The organism is Pseudomonas sp. PDM03, from assembly GCF_014852385.1.
Lineage (GTDB): Bacteria > Pseudomonadota > Gammaproteobacteria > Pseudomonadales > Pseudomonadaceae > Aquipseudomonas > Aquipseudomonas migulae.
On the sequence record NZ_JACVBM010000001.1, the window covers coordinates 302,540 to 319,241 of the forward strand.

The 16,702-nt window shown below is 59.8% G+C and carries 17 protein-coding genes; 5 read left to right on the forward strand and 12 right to left on the reverse strand.

The window, feature by feature from the left end; genetic code table 11:
* The first annotated feature begins 67 nt into the window (after window positions 1-67).
* Together IB254_RS01410 and IB254_RS01415 are read left to right on the forward strand one after the other, a co-directional pair.
* Entirely contained in the window at window positions 68-1,570 is a 1,503-nt protein-coding gene (locus IB254_RS01410) for an aldehyde dehydrogenase family protein (RefSeq protein WP_192416023.1), read from the forward strand.
* 73 nt (window positions 1,571-1,643) lie between these two features.
* Window positions 1,644-1,994 carry a BON domain-containing protein gene (locus tag IB254_RS01415; RefSeq protein ID WP_192416025.1) on the forward strand — a complete coding sequence of 117 codons (351 nt, stop codon included), beginning with the start codon at window positions 1,644-1,646 and terminating at the stop codon, window positions 1,992-1,994.
* A 119-nt stretch (window positions 1,995-2,113) separates the two neighbouring features.
* On the opposite strand, the gene IB254_RS01420 is transcribed toward IB254_RS01415, so the two are convergent.
* The 3 genes from IB254_RS01420 to cynS form a co-directional block, all read right to left on the reverse strand.
* Window positions 2,114-2,773 carry a carbonic anhydrase gene (locus IB254_RS01420; protein ID WP_192416027.1) on the reverse strand — a complete coding sequence of 220 codons (660 nt, stop codon included), beginning with the start codon at window positions 2,771-2,773 and terminating at the stop codon, window positions 2,114-2,116.
* A gap of 29 nt (window positions 2,774-2,802) precedes the next feature.
* Window positions 2,803-3,039 carry a DUF2790 domain-containing protein gene (locus IB254_RS01425; RefSeq protein ID WP_192416029.1) on the reverse strand — a complete coding sequence of 79 codons (237 nt, stop codon included), beginning with the start codon at window positions 3,037-3,039 and terminating at the stop codon, window positions 2,803-2,805.
* An 86-nt stretch (window positions 3,040-3,125) separates the two neighbouring features.
* The gene (gene cynS, locus IB254_RS01430; RefSeq protein ID WP_008043963.1) at window positions 3,126-3,593 is read right to left on the reverse strand and encodes a cyanase; all 468 of its coding nucleotides are present in this window, start codon (window positions 3,591-3,593) and stop codon (window positions 3,126-3,128) included.
* Between the two features lie 121 nt (window positions 3,594-3,714).
* On the opposite strand from cynS, the gene cynR reads away from it, so the two are divergent.
* Window positions 3,715-4,611 (forward strand): transcriptional regulator CynR, encoded by an 897-nt coding sequence (cynR, locus tag IB254_RS01435; protein WP_192416031.1) that lies wholly within the window; start codon window positions 3,715-3,717, stop codon window positions 4,609-4,611.
* On the opposite strand, the gene IB254_RS01440 is transcribed toward cynR, so the two are convergent.
* From IB254_RS01440 to IB254_RS01465, 6 genes are all read right to left on the reverse strand, one after another.
* Window positions 4,597-4,899 carry a hypothetical protein gene (locus tag IB254_RS01440; protein ID WP_192416034.1) on the reverse strand — a complete coding sequence of 101 codons (303 nt, stop codon included), beginning with the start codon at window positions 4,897-4,899 and terminating at the stop codon, window positions 4,597-4,599. The genes cynR and IB254_RS01440 overlap by 15 nt on opposite strands.
* Window positions 4,900-5,020: 121 nt before the next feature.
* On the reverse strand, window positions 5,021-5,350 hold the full coding sequence (locus IB254_RS01445; RefSeq protein ID WP_008028159.1) for a hypothetical protein: 330 nt from the start codon (window positions 5,348-5,350) through the stop codon (window positions 5,021-5,023).
* 222 nt (window positions 5,351-5,572) lie between these two features.
* Window positions 5,573-5,725, reverse strand: coding sequence for a hypothetical protein (locus IB254_RS01450; RefSeq protein ID WP_007946257.1), 153 nt, complete (start codon window positions 5,723-5,725; stop codon window positions 5,573-5,575).
* A 146-nt stretch (window positions 5,726-5,871) separates the two neighbouring features.
* Window positions 5,872-6,375: a GNAT family N-acetyltransferase gene (locus IB254_RS01455; RefSeq protein WP_192416044.1), complete on the reverse strand. Its 504-nt coding sequence runs from the start codon at window positions 6,373-6,375 to the stop codon at window positions 5,872-5,874.
* Between the two features lie 31 nt (window positions 6,376-6,406).
* The gene (locus IB254_RS01460; protein ID WP_192416046.1) at window positions 6,407-7,036 is read right to left on the reverse strand and encodes a glutathione S-transferase family protein; all 630 of its coding nucleotides are present in this window, start codon (window positions 7,034-7,036) and stop codon (window positions 6,407-6,409) included.
* Window positions 7,037-7,114: 78 nt separating this feature from the next.
* Window positions 7,115-9,064 (reverse strand): DNA topoisomerase III, encoded by a 1,950-nt coding sequence (locus IB254_RS01465; RefSeq protein WP_192416048.1) that lies wholly within the window; start codon window positions 9,062-9,064, stop codon window positions 7,115-7,117.
* Window positions 9,065-9,412: 348 nt separating this feature from the next.
* Between IB254_RS01465 and IB254_RS01470 the strand changes: the two genes are divergently transcribed.
* Entirely contained in the window at window positions 9,413-9,781 is a 369-nt protein-coding gene (locus IB254_RS01470) for a DUF427 domain-containing protein (protein WP_008028168.1), read from the forward strand.
* Between the two features lie 36 nt (window positions 9,782-9,817).
* Here the strand turns inward: IB254_RS01470 and lldD are convergent, their stop codons facing one another.
* The 3 genes from lldD to IB254_RS01485 all read right to left on the reverse strand — a co-directional run bounded on the left by lldD (window position 9,818) and on the right by IB254_RS01485 (window position 15,591).
* Complete coding sequence (lldD, locus tag IB254_RS01475) at window positions 9,818-10,972, reverse strand: FMN-dependent L-lactate dehydrogenase LldD (RefSeq protein ID WP_192416055.1); 1,155 nt, start codon at window positions 10,970-10,972, stop codon at window positions 9,818-9,820.
* 1,059 nt (window positions 10,973-12,031) lie between these two features.
* A complete protein-coding gene (locus IB254_RS01480) occupies window positions 12,032-13,654 on the reverse strand; it encodes an MFS transporter (protein WP_008032527.1) in 1,623 nt (540 codons plus the stop codon).
* 290 nt (window positions 13,655-13,944) lie between these two features.
* On the reverse strand, window positions 13,945-15,591 hold the full coding sequence (locus IB254_RS01485) for a GMC family oxidoreductase (protein ID WP_192416056.1): 1,647 nt from the start codon (window positions 15,589-15,591) through the stop codon (window positions 13,945-13,947).
* A 121-nt stretch (window positions 15,592-15,712) separates the two neighbouring features.
* Between IB254_RS01485 and IB254_RS01490 the strand changes: the two genes are divergently transcribed.
* Window positions 15,713-16,609 (forward strand): LysR family transcriptional regulator, encoded by an 897-nt coding sequence (locus IB254_RS01490; protein ID WP_008035628.1) that lies wholly within the window; start codon window positions 15,713-15,715, stop codon window positions 16,607-16,609.
* The last annotated feature ends 93 nt before the right edge of the window (window positions 16,610-16,702 follow it).

Below are 16,702 nucleotides of genomic sequence, written 5' to 3' on the forward strand. Positions count from 1 at the left end.
GGTTAATGACGCTCCAGAAATTTTGCTATACATTTTCTGACCGCCCATTGCATGGTGAAACCGCTTCATGTCTCTTGCGCTCGAACGTCTAGTCGCTGGCACGCCAATCCCTTTCGCTGGTAACCGCGTCACTGTGGTCAGCCCCGAACTGGCCTTGCGCTTTCAGCCCGGGGACCACCTGTTGGTGGAGCAGGTCAGCGGCGAGTTGTTGCTGATTCCCGTTGCTGACCAGAAAGCGGCGGCGGTCGCGATTGAGCGGGCTGAAGCGGCGTTTGCGGCGATGTCCGCCGTTTCCGATCAGGCGATCAGTGCGTTTTTCGACCTTTTTGCCCAACGCCTGGAAAACCAGGACTGCTGGGACTTGATCGAAGCGGCCAACCGGGCCGACATCGAATGGGCCAAGTCGCGTGGACGCTCCACCACACGGTTGCTGGCCGATGAGCGTATGCGTCGCGACATGATTGCGGGTCTCAGGGCCTGGCGCGATGCGTCAGCCACGCGGGGCAAAGTGATCAGTTGCGTCGAGCATGACGGCTGGAAAGTCGAGCAGGTGGTTTCGCCGTTGGGCATCGTCGCCTTCGTCTTCGAGGGCCGACCGAATGTTTTCGCCGACGCCGCTGGCGTGTTGCGCACCGGCAACACCGCGGTGCTGCGCATTGGCAGCGATGCCTTGGGCACGGCGCAAGCCATTGTCACCCACGCGTTGAATCCGGCATTGAGTGAGGCCGGTTTGCCGGTGGGCGCAGTGTCGCTGGTGGAAAGTGTCAATCACGCCGCCGGTTGGGCCATGTTCGCCGACCGTCGCCTGTCGTTGGCGGTGGCTCGTGGTTCGGGGCGTGCGGTCAGTCAGTTGGGCAGCATCGCGCAACAGGTCGGCACTGCCGTCAGCCTGCATGGCACCGGTGGTGCCTGGCTGGTCGCCGACAAGGACGCCGACGCCAAGCGTTTTGCCGCCGTCGTGCGCAATTCCCTGGACCGTAAAGTCTGCAATACGCTGAACGTCTGCCTGATCCACCGCGATCGCGCCGCCGAACTGGTGCCGCTGTTTCTGGACGCCCTGGAAAAAGCCGGCAGCGCTCGGGAAGAGGGCTGCAAGTTGCACATCGTCGAGGGCAGCGAAACGTATTTGCCTGGCCGTTGGCGGAGTGCAACCGTCGAGGTCTACCGCCCCGACGGCTACCAGACCGAAGCGTTGGCCGAACCACTGCCCGAAGAACAGTTGGGCCGTGAGTGGGAGTGGGAAGAAACCCCGGAAGTCAGCCTCAAGATCGTCGACGACCTGGGCCAGGCCATCGCCTTGTTCAATCGCTACAGCCCGCAATTCACCGTGTCGTTGATCAGTGAAAATGCCGAGGCGCATGAGCGCTTCTACAACGCGGTCAACGCACCTTTTGTCGGCAACGGAATCACCCGTTGGGTTGACGGGCAGTACGCGCTGAATAAACCGGAACTGGGGCTTTCGAACTGGGAGAGTGGTCGCCTGTTCGCTCGCAGCGCGATTCTCTCGGGCGACGGTGTGTTCACGATCCGTAGTCGCATGACGCAGATCGATCTGTCGGTCAAACGCTGAGAACCCGACCTCAAGCGCAGACCGCACTATAATTAAGGGTGTCTGCGACTGCGTCTTGAGACAGGGGTCCGCCATGAAACTTCAATCCTTCGATCATTACTCTCATAAGCTGGAAATGGCCGCGCATGACGCGTGGCTGACAGCCCGGGTGAAGTCGGCCTTGGCGTTGGCCGATCCGACCCTTGGCCTGCAAGTCCATGTAAAAACCCTCGCGGGAACGGTGATGTTGAGTGGTCGCGTCAACACGCATAAGCAATGTGAGCAGGCTGTTGCGCTGGCTCGCACGGTCAATGGTGTCAATGAAATCGATGCCAGGGAATTGCTGACTCACGTGTTCACGCCTGGAAGCTTTCCAACACCGCCCAACGCCGAGGAAAACCCGGATATCCGGCCATCCTCGTCAGCCAAGCCGGAAGACAAATAGGGCGGGGTGCAGCGCTTCCGTGAATCGGGCGCGCTGCATTTTCACTTCGCGGCTATTGAGCGCGGATGCTGATTGGCTGCACGGTGCCAGCTGAGGGCGATGGCCCTCTGGTGCGCGGATCAAGCCGCTTCAACCGCTTTGCCGTAAACGGCGCACGTGGTTGGGTGCTCGACCAGCGACACGAACGTGCGGCTGTTGGCATCCAGTGCATCGATCGAACCGGTTTCGATGTCGTAGACCCAGCCATGCAGGTTCAGCAGGCCTTTTTCCTGAGCCAGTCGCACGCTCGGGTGCGTCTGAATGTTCGCCAGTTGCGCGATCACGTTTTCCCGCACCATCGAACTCACTTTCGCCGCGTCGCTGGCATGAGGCCGGGATTCGTTGATGACCTTCGCCGATTCCGCATGTTGCAACCAGCCGCTGACGGCGGGCAGGTGATCCATGCATTTGCAGCTGGCGACGGCTGTCATCGCGCCACAATCCGAATGGCCGCAAATCACGATGTCGGTGACGCCCAGTACGGCCACCGCGTATTCGACCGTGGCCGATACACCGCCCGGATGCGGGCTGTAGGAGGGCACGATATTGCCGGCGTTACGGATCACGAACAGTTCGCCGGGTTCTTGCTGAGTCAGCAGTTCCGGTACGACACGGCTGTCGGAACAGGTGATGAACAGCGTGCCGGGGTGTTGCGTGGTGGCCAGGTGTTTGAACAGGTCGGTCCGTTGTGGGAAGGCTTCCGTCTGGAACTTCAAAAAACCGTCGATGAGCGCTTTCATGGGGGCATTTCCTTTCAAATGATGGGGGATCAGTTCGAGCAGCCGGTGCCAAACACGCTGTAGTCCAGAATGTGGGTGGCGCCCGTGGAGTCCTGGTACGTCATTTCCACGGGGACGACCCCGCATTCATCGGCAATCGGCGTGATGCTCACGACATGCGCGATGTCCAGTTTCATGCCGTACTCGTAGGCGACGGCCGTTTCTTCTGCGTGAACCTGGGCAGACATGCCCGCTAACAACGACAGCACCAACAGAATTTTTTTCATGGGGCATCCTCCAGGCCAATGTGGTGAACAAAGAAACAAGCGGGGTTCTGGAACTGGCCCGCACTTGAGTGCGGGCCGGGATCAAGTCAGAAAGGACGCAGTGGCAGGAACTTGCCGTCGAGGGTGATCACGGCGCGGGAGCCGCCTTCCGGGTCTTCTACTTTTTTCATGTCGAGCTTGAAGTTGATCGCGCTGATGATGCCGTCGCCGAACTGTTCATGAACCAGGGCTTTGAGCGTGGTGCCGTAGATTTGGATCATTTCGTAGAAGCGGTAGATGGTCGGGTCGGTCGGCACGCCAGAGAGGCTGCCGCGCAGTGGAATAATTTGCAGGCGGGCCACGGTGTCGGCGTCCAGGTCGAGCTTCTCGCCAATCACTTTGGCGGCGCTTTCCGGCAGTGGGTGCTGACCGAGCAGGGCGGCGGTGACGTAGGCCAGGCCGAGGCCGGTGCCGTCGGTCAGGTCCTGCCACGACAGGTTTTTACGCGCCTTGGCATCGAGGATCGAGGTGGTCAGGGCCAGGCTCGGGTCGTTGTAAGCGTGGGACTGTTGCATGGTGAATCTCCTATCGGGTTGAGTACTGCTTGGGTGTGAAGCAATCTTCTGCCGATTGATTCATAGCGTCCAAGACCGATATACAATGCATTGCATAAGTCCTGCCTATAGGTTGATCCCGATGTTGCTCCGACATTTGCGCTACTTGCTGGCGGTCGCCGACCACGGCGGCTTCACCCGTGCTGCCGAGGCATTGCACGTGTCTCAACCGACCTTGTCGCAACAGATCCGCCAACTGGAGGAAACCCTCGGCGTGAGCCTGTTCGACCGCACCTCGCGCACGGTCAAGCCGACCGATGCGGGTGAGGCCTACATCGAGTGTGCTCGGCGGGTGCTGGTGGAACTGGAGGCGGGTAAACGGGCGTTGCATGACGTGAAGGACTTGTCCCGGGGGACATTGCGATTGGCGATGACGCCGACGTTCATGGCGTATCTGGTCGGGCCATTGGTACGCGACTACGTGGCGCGCTATCCGAACATTCACCTGGAGATTTTCGAGTTGTCGATGGACGACATTGAGGCCGGGCTGCTGGATGACTCACTGGACATCGCCATTGCATTTGATCAGGTCAGGAATGCCGACATCGAGTCGATCCCGGCGTTTACCGAGACGCTGGGCGTGATGGTCGGACGGGATCATCCGTTGTACGAAAGCCGGGTCGCGTTATCCGCTGAAGCGGTGGCCCAGCTGGAGTTTGCCCTGTTGGCCACAGACTTCGTCACCCGAACCCGAATCGATGAGTATTTCGCTGAGCAGCAGATCACGCCAACAGTGGCCATCGAGGTGAACTCGGTCAGCACCTTGCTGGAAGTCATTCGCCACACGGCGATTGCCACCATCCTTCCGGAACCCATCGCCACTCAGGACCGCGCGTTACGCAGGATTCCGTTGCTGGGGGAGGCGCCCAAGCGCGGGGCTGCGCTGCTGCGGCGTAAAAACAACTACCACAGCGCGGCGTCGGTGGCCTTCATGGAACTGTTGCTGGGAACCGTTGAGGCGACATCAGTCATCCACTGACTGACACACGCCGTTGGGGGCCTTGCCGGAGGAGGTCACGGCGACCGAATCGTCATCGGCGAGGACAATTGACAGGGTGATGCCGGAGCCTTTGGCTTCGAAGCGGCGCTCACTGATGATTTTGGTGTCGGCTTCCTTGCCGTTGATCATGACCGGCCCATCCTGATCTGCCTGGACGAGAATCTTGCCGGGGCACTCCACCGAGAATGACGGGACACCGTCGACACTGTTTGCCTGAGCAACACTTGTCAGAACCAGCAACAGCGGGAATATCAGCTTGTTTTTCATCGCAAGTCTCCAGTGACCAACAGCGGATACGCTTAACAATAGCTTTGTTTGGCAAACCGGAGACAAACAAAAAGGCCCCGCTCGTTTATTCGAGCGGGGCCTTTTTTATTGCGATGGTTTATCAGTAGAACCGATCAATCACCCGAACTTCATTCTGGTTCTGCATCGAGTCCCAGGCCTGCTTCAGCGTTTGCAGGACATTGCCGATGAAGTCCTTGTCGGCTGCAGCTTTCTTGCCGACATAACCCTGGCCGCGACGGTACATTTTCAGTCGGGCCAACAGGTTCTGGTTGTTCTGGTCGAACTCGGCTTCATGGGCATGCGGCGACAGGCAATCGATATGAACCTGGCCTGATTTGCTGATCCACAGAATGTGGCTGTCGTGGCTGTCTTTTTGCGCAGCGAACATACGAGCCAGTTCATCGATAGTAGGTTGATTGTTCAGATTCATAATATGCCCCTTGACCATTTGGTGATCTTTCAAAGTTGATTCGCTAATACAAGTAGCCCATCGGTTAGTTGATCCCTGGCACCGAAACCAGGACGTCAGCGTTCGGCCGTCGAAAGTGACGGGGTTCCGCGTCTGTTGCATGTAGTCGTGTTGAATAACTGCTACGCAATAGCGTCACAACGAAGAGAAGCAGCGAATACCTTCAGGCCACTGCCGACGTTTTCAGGGTCGGCCACAAGCTTCATGAGGATTGATCGCCAGCGCTTCTCGTCCTTGTACTGGACGTTCGGGCCAGGTCAGCTTCTTCAATCTGCCTTGTGGGCAGCGTGTATCCGGGAAAAACAGCTCGGCGGTCAGACGAGCTTGCTCAAACATGTTGCTGTACTCCCGATCGGGGAGATGTCTGCATCATGCAAGGGCAAATCGGAGGCGTCAACGGTTTTGTAGTGATTATTTTCAGTCACTACATATTGTCGGACAAAGCTGTTTGGAATTAGAAAGCAGTAGGTTGAAAGCGCCACTCAGGACGAGGGCGGCGTGCTTTGGAAGCGGTAAAAGGTGCAGGGATAACCGTCTACTGGCTGATGATGCAGGGAGAATGCGTCACCCGTGAGGTCTGGCATCACACTGGCCCAGAACTGCCGTGCAGGCGGGTTGGCGTCGATGTGGAAAATCTGCCATTGCCCGGGCAGCTGGCTCAAGAGGGTAGAAACGACAAACGTCGCGACTCCTTGGCCACGAAAGCGTCGGCTGACAAAAAGGTAGCCGATGTTGTACTGGGCGCCAGGCAGATGGGTGTTGTCATCCACGGTCACAAAACCGGCCAGCTCCCCGTTGACCTTGATCAGGAACGGGCGGGTTGCGGGGTTGCGCCAGTAGTCCTGTTGCGGCTGGATGTGGAAGAAGCCATGCCCGCCGAGTTTGAGCGGCAGCCACTCACTGAGGTCGTACATATAGAACTGCATCAGGTTTTCGAGCGTTTCCAGTTCGTCGCGCTGAGCGGCGTGCAGTTCTATCGAGGGCATGCGGGCTGGCTCCTGTTCAGAGCGGGATCAATCAGTGAGGCGCGAAGTCGTATTTTCCACCTTTCTTCAGTGCGGCTTGATAGGCCGGGCGCGCCTGGAAGCGCTCGATCCAGGCCGCTACATGAGGGTAGTCGCCGAGCTTGCCCTGGGCGCGGGCGATTTCGCCTATAAAACTCATCTGGATATCGGCTGCGCTGAGTTCCTTGCCCAACAGGTAATCGGAATGGCTCAGTGCCGTGTTCAGATAGCCGAGGTAATTGGCCACTTCCGAGTTGATCCGTGGATGCAGCGGTGCGCCGGCTTCACCGAGACGTCCGACATACAGGTTCAACATCAGCGGCAACATGGCCGAGCCTTCGGCAAAATGCAGCCACTGCACGTATTCATCGTAGGCCGGGGTGGACGGATCGGGTTGCAGGCGCCCCTCGCCATGGCGACGAATCAGGTAGTCGATAATTGCGGCGGACTCAATCAGCTTCTGCGTGCCGTCTTCGATGACCGGCGATTTACCCAGGGCGTTGATCGCTTTCAGTTCCGGCGGGGCCAGGTTGGTTTTCGGATCGCGCTGATAGAGCTTCAGTTCGTAAGGGATGGCCAGTTCTTCCAGTAGCCACAGAATGCGCTGGGAGCGGGAGTTGTTCAGGTGGTGCACGATAATCATGGTCGATGCCTTTTCAGGAAACAGGGTTGTAGCCGGGCTTGAAGAACACTAGACCATCGCTGTCCATTCGAAGTGCCATCAAGCTTTACCCGGCGTTTTTGCTGCACGTTTGGCGCCGGTCGATGACTTGCGTTTGGCCGGCTTGCGTTTGTTTTTCCAGGGTGTGGCACCTCGCCCGGCAGGGCTTGCGGGCCCGCTGATGGTCAGGCTCAGGCCGGAGCAGCGGGCAACCTGCTTGCTCATCCACGCCGCTTGTTTGGTGACGAATTCTTCCAGGCTCATTTCGCCGTTCTGCACCATGTCCAGCGCCTGTTCCCAGATCGCTGTGGTGCCAGGGTCGGCAATCGCGCGCGGCACGGCGTCGATCAGGCTGAACGCCGCCGGGGTAGCGGCCAGGGCCTTGCCGTTCTTGACCAGATAACCACGGTCGAGCAGGCCCTGAATGATCGAGGCGCGGGTGGCTTCGGTGCCGATCCCGGTGGTGTCCTTGAGTTTCTGTTTCAGCAGTGGATCCTCGACCAGCTTGGCGACATTCTTCATCGCCTTGATCAAATCACCTTCGGTAAACGGTTTGGGCGGTTGCGTCCAAAGGTCCTTGAGCTTCACTTCGGCCACCGCGCAATCACGGCCTTCGCTCAATGTCGGCAGTGTTTGCGGCGCCGGTACTTCGCGGCCCTTGGCCGGAGCAAGGGCCTCGGGCAGGGCGCGCTTCCAGCCGGGTTCGACGATCTGCTTGCCGACCGCGTGCAAGGCTTCACCGGCACAGTCGAAGTCGGCCTGGGTCCGGTCGTATTCGTGGTTGGGCAGAAACTGCGCCAGATACCGCGCGCGGATCAGCGTGTAGACTGCTCGCTGCTTGCCCACCAGTCGATCCAGGTTCTTTGCCGCAGCCGTGGGGATGATGCCGTGGTGAGCGCTGACCTTGGCGTCATTCCAGGCCCGTGAGCGCCGTTGCGGTTCAAGGTGGTCCTGCAAGGCGTTCAGCGTCGGATCTGCTTGCCGCAGGGCGGCAAGAATACCGGGCGCTTCACTGTGCTGACTCACCGGCAGGTAACCGCAGTCGCTGCGAGGGTAGGTGATGACTTTGTGGGTTTCGTAGAGTGCCTGGGCGATGTCGAGGGTTTCCTGAGCGCCGAGCCCGAGTTTCTTCGAACAGACTTCCTGCAACGTGCCCAGATCGAACGGCAACGGCGCCACTTCACGCATGCGCTCGGTACGCAGTTTGATCACCCGGGCGCTCGCCGCATTGCCAATTGCCGCCGCAGCTTGTTGTGCGAGTGCCTGATTGAGGCAGCGATCCTGATCGTCGCAAACATCGGACGGCGCACGCCACTGTGCGGTGAACGCGGTGCCATCGTGCAGCAGCTGCACGTCGATGGCCCAGTAAGCCACGGGGACGAAATCGGCGATGCTGCGGTCGCGGTCCACCACCAGGCGCAGGGTCGGCGTTTGCACTCGACCGACCGGCAATACGCCCTGATAACCGGACTGGCGCCCCAGCAGCGTGAACAACCGGCTCATGTTCATGCCGATCAGCCAGTCGGCCCGTGAACGGCCCAACGCCGAATGATAAAGGCTGAAGGTCTCCGCCCCCGGCTTCAGCGCAGCCAATGCCTTGCGGATTGACGCATCGTCCAGCGCCGACAGCCACAACCGCTGGATCGGCCCGCGATAACGGCAATGCTCCACCAGTTCCCGGGCGATCATTTCGCCCTCACGGTCGGCGTCGGTGGCGATCACCAATTCATCGGCCTCGCCGAGCAAGCGTTTGACGGCCTTGTACTGACTGGCGGTGCGCGGTTTGACGGTCATTTTCCATTTGTCCGGAATGATCGGCAGATCCGCCAGCACCCAGCGCTTGTAGCGTGCGTCGTAGGCATCCGGTGGGGCGGTTTCCAGCAGATGGCCGATGCACCAGGTCACCGTGACGTCCGTTCCCAACCAGCAGCCGTCGCCGCGACGCCGGGCGCCGAGCACGGCCGCAATGTCTTTGGCCTGGGAAGGTTTTTCACAGAGGTACAACCGCATAACCACCATCGTTCATCAATTGCCGGGAGGTGCACAGAATGGCCGCTGATGAGCGATGGAGCAATCTTTATCTGTATGGATGTACAGCTCGTGCGTTTCGAGTCATTGCAACGAACGGCATCTCGCTTCTACATTTGACGTTATCCGCCTCTGCGCTTGTGCCGGTCCACCGACGGATAGTTCCAGCGCCCCGTTCGGCTGTGAAGCCGTCGCGCTGATGAAATCTGGGTTATACCTGACAAAGCTGTGTTCTCAAGTTTTGGGGCACTGTGCGACCCATTGCGGGCAATTCGGATTGCCGCATCGCACGCTCCCACAGGTTTTTCACCGTCCCGAGGAACGCATTTCATGAAAAGCTCCGGTCCTAGCCCTGTCATTACCATCGCCGAGCAGCCTGGCTGTCTGTTGGTGAAGTTTCACGGCATTCAGGTGGCTGCGTCGGCGCGCGCGCTGGTGCTGCTGGAGGCCAATTACCCTCCGGTGTACTACGTGCCCCGGGAGGATATCGACGAGAAGTATTTTGCCCGCACCGACCACACGAGTTACTGCCCCTACAAGGGTGATGCGAGCTATTTCAGCCTGCAGGTCCCGGGGCATGAGGGCGCGAATGCGGCGTGGAGCTATGAAGATCCCAAAGTGTCGGTAGAACAGATTCGGGGCTACATTGCGTTCTATCCCGATCAGGTGAAGTTCGAGATTCTCAAAGACGTCGAGTGATTGAAAACGCCCTGCATTGACAGGGCGTTTTTACAATCAAGCGTTCAGTTCACGAACCGCCTGCACCAGCGTCGACTCATCGATCTGAGCAATCGAAGTCACCCCGGTCAACGTCATGGCCACGCGCATCTCTTTGGCGAAAATATCCAGCATGTTTTCCACCCCGCGTTGACCGTCGGCGGCCAGGGCATAGGCCATGGATCGCCCCAGCAATACACCTTTCGCGCCCAGGGCCAGCATCCGCACGACATCGAGCCCCGAGCGGATCCCCGAGTCGACCAGCACCGTCAGATTATTCCCCACCGCTTGTACGATGGGCGGCAATGCCTTGGCGGTGGAAAGCACGCCGTCCAGCTGTCGTCCGCCGTGGTTCGACACCACAATGCCGTCCGCGCCAAAGCTGACGGCGTCTCGCGCGTCCTGAGGATCGAGAATGCCCTTGATGATCATCGGGCCTTTCCAGAAGTCACGAATCCACTCCAGATCGCTCCAGCTGATCGATGGGTCGAAGTTGTTCGCCAGCCAGCCCATGTAGTCTTCGAGCGTGACAGCTTTGCCAAGGTACTTCGAGATATTGCCCAGATCGTGCGGGCGTCCCATGACGCCGACGTTGAAGGCCCAGTCGGGTCGGGTCATCGCCTGAAGTATTCGCCGCGATGACGCAAACGGCCCGGACATGCCCGAGTGCGCATCCCGGTAGCGCGCGCCGGGCGTGGGCATGTCGACGGTAAACACCAGGTTCTTCACCCCGGCGGCCTTGGCCCGTTCCAGGGCGTTTTTCATGAAGCCCCGGTCTTTCAGCACGTACAGCTGGAACCAGATGGATTGTTGGCTTTGGGCCACGACTTCCTCGATCGAACACACCGAGACCGTCGACAGGCACAGGGGAATGCCTTTGTTTTGCGCCGCTTTCACGGCTTGTACTTCGCCTCGACGGGCGAACATGCCTGTCAGGCCTACGGGCGCCAGGATGATTGGCATTGCGAGGGGCTGGTCGAAGAGGGTGGTTTGCAGGCTCAGGGTTTCGACGTTTTTCAGAATGCGCTGACGCAGGCTGATGCCTGTCAGGTCGGCGCTGTTGGCCCTCAGTGTGTGCTCCGCATAAGCGCCTCCATCGATGTAATCGAACAAGAATCGGGGGAGTTTGCGGCGGGCTGCCTCGCGATAGTCGGATGCGGATGAAATGATCATGGTGCCTCGGTCGGGTGAGTGGCGGGGCGATGGGTGCTTGGAGCCAGAGTAGCGAAAACGGCTCGTGTTTGCGGTAATTCTGTTTTTCTCGGTGTTGGGTGTTTGGGTTTTTTGGGGGGGATATATCCGTTATTGGGGTAACGGCGGCTATTGGTTTCGCCCTTACGGCGAGTCACTTTCGAAAAGCGCGAAAGTAACCAAAGCGCTCTTGCCCCTTTCGTTCGGTGCCTCGCTGTGGCTCGGCATGCCCTCGCTCCGGTCCTGCTCCGTGGGCCCGCCGCGATCGGCCATCCTTGGCCGTGCGCGGCTAACCCGGCATCCATGCCGGGTTGCCCACTGCGCAGAACCTCCACTCGGCCTCTCGAGGGGGCGACGACCGCCACAGCCGCCGAGGCGGCCTGAAAGCCGACCTGGCTCTTTGGGGGTACGCGTTGTCCTTCTCTGCTGCGCTCACCCATTCCTGACATGTACACCGATTCCCTGTAGGAGCCGGCTTGCTGGCGATGGCATCCGTCCAGTCAATAAATGTGTCGACTGACGCACCGCTATCGCCAGCAAGCCGGCTCCTACAGTTGATCGTATTTATCCAGACACATACGCATTTCCCTTGTAGGAGCCAGCTTGCTGGCGATGGACGTCAACGATAACGCGGGCTGTCTGAATGAACGCGTCGCTCAGACGCTTTTCGCCGGCAAGCCGGCTCCTACAGGGAACCCCATACGCTTTTGATTCTCACCACTCATCAGGCCGAGCGTTAGCTCGCCTTCCGCTTTTGATCTGAGCGCCCCCTCGAGAGGCTGAGTGGAGGTTCTGCGCAGTGGGCAACCCGGCATGGATGCCGGGTTAGCCGCCCCCGGCCATGGATGGCCGATGGCGGCGGGCCCACGGAGCAGGACCGGAGCGAGGGCATGCCGAGCCACAGCGAGGCACCGAACGAAAGGGGCAAGAGCCCTTGGTTACTTGGGGCTTTTCCAAGTGACTCGCCGTAAGGGCGAAACCGCCAGCAGCCATCACCGAAATAACGGACATGCCCCCAACCGCCCAAACACCAACCAACCCTCAGTTAGTATCCAGATCCACGTTCTTGGTCTCACGCAAACAGATCATCCCCACCACCAGGCTCACCGCAGTAATCACCACCGGGTACCAAAGCCCATAGAAAATGTCCCCGGTGTACACCACCAACGCAAACGACACCGTCGGCAGGAATCCACCAAACCACCCGTTGCCAATGTGATACGGCAGGGACATCGAGGTATAGCGAATGCGCGTCGGAAACAGCTCGACCATCAACGCCGCCAGCGGTCCGTAGCACATGGCCGAGATGATGATCAGCGCGACGATCAGCGCCACGATCATCGGTTTGTTGATCAACTGGACGTCGGCTTTTGACGGATACCCGGCCAGGGTCACCGCACCTCGCAGAGCCGCTTCGTCAAAGCCTTCAAGCCTCACGTCACCGACGCTGACCTGCACGCCGCTGCCGGCCGGGGCCGCTTCGCTGCTGTAGGGCAGGCCCTGTTTCACCAGGAATGTTTTGACCTTGTCGCACGGGCTGTCAAATTTCGCCTTGCCCACCGGATCAAACTGGAAGGTGCAGGTCGCCGGGTCGGCCAGTACGGTAATCGGTGCCTGACGGCTGGCCTGGTCGATCGCCGGGTTGGCGTAATGAGCCAGGGTCTTGAAGATCGGGAAGTACAGCGCGGTGGCCAGCAACAGGCCGATCATCAGCACCGGTTTGCGCCCGACCTTGTCCGACAGCCAACCGAAGAAAATGAAGAATGGCGCGCCGATGATCACGCTGACGATCAGCAGGCTGTTGGCCAGGGCCGGGTCCATTTTCAGGAACTGAGTGAGGAAGAACAGCACGTAAAACTGCGCCGCGTAAAACGTCACCGCTTGCCCGGCGTTGATGCTGAACAGCGCGATCAGCACGACCTTGAGGTTTTCCCATTTGCCGAAGGAATCGCGCAGTGGCGATTTGCAGAGCTTGCCTTCCTCTTTCATTTTCACGAACGCAGGCGATTCGTGCAGGCTCAGGCGAATCCAGGTCGAGATGCCCAGCAGCACGATGGAAAACAGAAACGGAATCCGCCAGCCCCAGACTTCAAACTGGTCACCGGTGAAGTAGCGGCAACCCAGCACCACGAGCAACGACAGCAACAGGCCGAGGGTCGCGGTGGACTGAATCCAGCTGGTGTGGAATCCGCGTTTGCCGATGGGCGCGTGTTCGGCGACATAGGTCGCAGCGCCACCGTACTCACCGCCCAGGGCCAGGCCCTGAAGCATGCGCAGCACCACGAGGATGATCGGTGCGGCGATGCCGATGCTCGCGTAAGTCGGCAGCAACCCGACGCAAAACGTCGCGACGCCCATGAGGACGATGGTGGCGAGGAAGGTGTATTTGCGCCCGATCATGTCTCCCAGCCGCCCGAACACCAGTGCACCGAAGGGCCGCACGATAAAGCCGGCGGCGAATGCCATCAGTGCAAAAATGAACGCGGTGGTGTCGTTGACCCCGGCGAAAAACTGTTTGCTGATCACCGCCGCGAGGGCGCCGTAGAGGAAGAAGTCATACCACTCGAACACTGTTCCCAGTGACGAAGCGAAGATGACTTTGCGGGTGTCACGGCTGGCATCGGTGCTGCGCGTGATTTCCAGAGATTGAACGTGTTCTGACATATCGGTATCCCTCACAGTGATTGTTTTTGTTGTTCCACTGTCGGCACCAGCCTTGTGGGCGGGTGCCGCTACTGTCCGTGCATCGGGTGACATCGATGTTGATTGATCCGCCGCTATCGCTGGCAAGCCAGCTCCTACAGTTGATCTTTGTCGTTCATATTTCTTGTGCCTTGCCTACAACCCTGTAGGAGCCGGCTTGCTGGCGATAGCGGTGGATCATTCAATAGCGATGTCGCCTGAGACACCGCTTTCGCCAGCAAGCCGGCTCCTACAGGTTTCGTGTTTGGAGGTCAGGCATTGCTCACCAGTTCCATCGGTGAAGTCAGGCTCCTTGTGGCGGGGTTGAGGATGAGTTGTGCGGCCTTTTCGGCAATCATCAGCGTCGGCGAACAGGTGTTGCCCGAGGTGATGCGCGGCATGATCGAGGCGTCGGCGATGCGCAGGCCGGGGATGCCGTGGACTTTCAATTCGGCATCGACCACCGCGTCCCCGTCGTTGCCCATGCGGCACGTACCGACCGGATGGAAAATCGTCGTACCGATTCGCGCGGCGGCTTCGTGCAGTTGTTCTTCGCTCTGCAAACTGTCGCCGGGCAGGTATTCCACCGGTTTGAACGCTTGCAGGGCGGGCGCGGAAACGATGCGTCGGGTCAGGCGGATCGCATCGGCAGCGACGCGCAAATCTTCCGGATGGCTCAGGTAATTGGGTTGAATCAGCGGCGCGTCCTGCGGGCTGACCGAGCGAATGTCGATTCGCCCACGGCTTTGCGGACGCAGATCGCAGACCGACGCCGTGAAGGCCGGGAAGGCATGCAGCGGCTCGCCGAAACGCTCCAGCGACAGTGGCTGCACGTGGTATTCGAGGTTCGCCGAAGTCTGCTCCGGCCCCGAGCGGGCAAACGCACCGAGCTGACTCGGCGCCATGGACAGCGGGCCACTGCGGTCATACAGATAACGCAGCCCCATGCCGATCTTGCCCCACACACTGCCGGCGATCTGGTTCAGGGTGCGCGCGTTTTGCAGTTTGTAGATCAGCCGCAGTTGCAAGTGATCCTGCAAGTTGCCGCCCACACCGGGCAGCTCATGGGCCACACCGATGCCCAGTTTTTCCAGGAGCGGGCGAGGGCCGATGCCGGAGCGTTGCAGGATGCTCGGCGAACCGACGGCTCCCGCGCAAAGGACGATTTCCTTGCGCGCCTTGAAGGTTTTCGCCTGACCCTGCCAGCGTGTACTTACCGCTGCTGCGCGGCCGTTTTCCAGGAGCACACGGTCGACTTCAACGTCGGTCAGCACGGTGAGATTGGGACGATGGCGGACCGGTTTGAGAAATGCCTTGGCCGCGTTCCAGCGAATCCCGGCCTTCTGGTTGACCTGAAAGTAGCCGCAGCCTTCGTTGTCGCCCTGATTGAAGTCATCGATGCTGGCGATGCCGCTTTGTTCGGCTGCGCTGCGGAACGCATCGAGAATCGGCCAGGACAGTCGCTGACGCTCGATCCGCCATTCCCCGGCGGCGCCGTGAAATTGCGAATCACCGGCAAAGTGGTTTTCGCTTTTCTTGAACAGCGGCAGCACATCGTCCCAACGCCAGCCGGGATTGCCATCGGCTGCCCAACCGTCGTAGTCGCCGGCCTGGCCGCGCATGTAGATCATGCCGTTGATTGAGGAGCAACCGCCGAGCACTTTGCCGCGCGGGTAACTCAGGGCGCGACCTTGCAGGCCTGCTTGCGCTTCGGTCTTGAAGCACCAGTCGGTGCGTGGGTTGCCGATGCAGAACAGGTAACCCACGGGGATGTGAATCCATGCGTAGTTATCGCGGCCGCCGGCTTCGAGCAGCAGCACCCGGTGTTGCGGGTTGGCCGACAATCGATTGGCCAGCAAACATCCCGCCGGCCCGGCCCCGACCACGATGTAATCGTATTCTTCAAGGGAAGTCTGCATCCCTGACCTCGTATTGTTGTTCTTGTTGTCGATCATCCTAGTTGTTAGCTTTCGTCAAAAGAATGTTAGTTTTTGCGCAGCCGCTGTGCGTTTTTAAACAGCGTATCCCTAAGGACGGTTCATGTTCGATTGGAATGACCTGCGGTTTTTTCTCGAATTGCAGCGCAGCGGGCGTTTGCTCACCGCTGCCCGCCGTTTGAACACCACCCACGCCACCGTGGCCCGGCACATCGAGGCCATCGAAAAAAGCCTCGGCACGGCGCTGTTCGTCCAGCACGCCCAGGGTTATGAATTGACGCCGGCGGGTGAGGCGCTGCTCAAACACGCCGAAGCGATGGAGAACGTCGCCTTGCTGGCCCAGGAAGAGATCACCCAATCGACGGCGCCGCTGGGCAAGATTCGCGTGGGGGTGACCGAGGGCCTGGGCATCATGTTCCTCGCCAGTCGCATGAACGGTTTGTTCGAGCGCTATCCGGGGCTGGAAGTGGAGCTGGTGGCGGTGCCGCGATTTGTCAGTATCCTCAACCGCGAAGCGGAGATCAGCATCCACCTCGAACGCCCCGCAGCCGACATGCTGGTCACGCGCAAACTCACTGACTATCGCCTGGCGCTGTATGCCAGCCAGGCCTACCTCGACAGAGCGCCACCGCTGCGCAGCCGCGAAGACCTCGGGCGCCATGCGTGGATCGGCTATGTCGACGACTTGCTGTTCAGTCAGGAATTGATGTTCCTCAACAGCTTCTGCCGCAATCCGCAGGTGGTGTTCCACAGCACCAGCGTGATCGCCCAGCAACAGGCGGCGCGTTCGGGGTTGGGGATTGCGGTGCTGCCGTGCTACATGGCCAGCGCCGATCCGCAGCTGGTGCCGCTATTGCCGGACGAAAGCATCCAGCGCAGCTACTGGATCAGTACCCGTCGCGAGCTGCACAAGTCCGTGCGGTTGCGGGTGTTGTGGGATTACGTGGTGGAGTTGTGTGAGCGCGAACAAAACCTGCTGCTAAACCCCGACCCTTTGTAGGAGCAGCGGTGCGGCGATCCGACTTGCCCGCGAAGGCGGTTTTGAAATTGATATCAGACTCAAGGGCCTCTTCGCGGGCAAGCCTCGCTCCTA

Bases quoted from the DNA above. Each gene is read 5' to 3' on its own strand.
- IB254_RS01410 (WP_192416023.1), top strand. From the start codon at position 68: ATGTCTCTTGCGCTCGAACGTCTAGTCGCTGGCACGCCAATCCCTTTC.
- IB254_RS01415 (WP_192416025.1), top strand. From the start codon at position 1,644: ATGAAACTTCAATCCTTCGATCATTACTCTCATAAGCTGGAAATGGCC.
- IB254_RS01420 (WP_192416027.1), bottom strand. From the start codon at position 2,773: ATGAAAGCGCTCATCGACGGTTTTTTGAAGTTCCAGACGGAAGCCTTC.
- IB254_RS01425 (WP_192416029.1), bottom strand. From the start codon at position 3,039: ATGAAAAAAATTCTGTTGGTGCTGTCGTTGTTAGCGGGCATGTCTGCC.
- cynS (WP_008043963.1), bottom strand. From the start codon at position 3,593: ATGCAACAGTCCCACGCTTACAACGACCCGAGCCTGGCCCTGACCACC.
- cynR (WP_192416031.1), top strand. From the start codon at position 3,715: ATGTTGCTCCGACATTTGCGCTACTTGCTGGCGGTCGCCGACCACGGC.
- IB254_RS01440 (WP_192416034.1), bottom strand. From the start codon at position 4,899: ATGAAAAACAAGCTGATATTCCCGCTGTTGCTGGTTCTGACAAGTGTT.
- IB254_RS01445 (WP_008028159.1), bottom strand. From the start codon at position 5,350: ATGAATCTGAACAATCAACCTACTATCGATGAACTGGCTCGTATGTTC.
- IB254_RS01450 (WP_007946257.1), bottom strand. From the start codon at position 5,725: ATGTTTGAGCAAGCTCGTCTGACCGCCGAGCTGTTTTTCCCGGATACA.
- IB254_RS01455 (WP_192416044.1), bottom strand. From the start codon at position 6,375: ATGCCCTCGATAGAACTGCACGCCGCTCAGCGCGACGAACTGGAAACG.
- IB254_RS01460 (WP_192416046.1), bottom strand. From the start codon at position 7,036: ATGATTATCGTGCACCACCTGAACAACTCCCGCTCCCAGCGCATTCTG.
- IB254_RS01465 (WP_192416048.1), bottom strand. From the start codon at position 9,064: ATGCGGTTGTACCTCTGTGAAAAACCTTCCCAGGCCAAAGACATTGCG.
- IB254_RS01470 (WP_008028168.1), top strand. From the start codon at position 9,413: ATGAAAAGCTCCGGTCCTAGCCCTGTCATTACCATCGCCGAGCAGCCT.
- lldD (WP_192416055.1), bottom strand. From the start codon at position 10,972: ATGATCATTTCATCCGCATCCGACTATCGCGAGGCAGCCCGCCGCAAA.
- IB254_RS01480 (WP_008032527.1), bottom strand. From the start codon at position 13,654: ATGTCAGAACACGTTCAATCTCTGGAAATCACGCGCAGCACCGATGCC.
- IB254_RS01485 (WP_192416056.1), bottom strand. From the start codon at position 15,591: ATGCAGACTTCCCTTGAAGAATACGATTACATCGTGGTCGGGGCCGGG.
- IB254_RS01490 (WP_008035628.1), top strand. From the start codon at position 15,713: ATGTTCGATTGGAATGACCTGCGGTTTTTTCTCGAATTGCAGCGCAGC.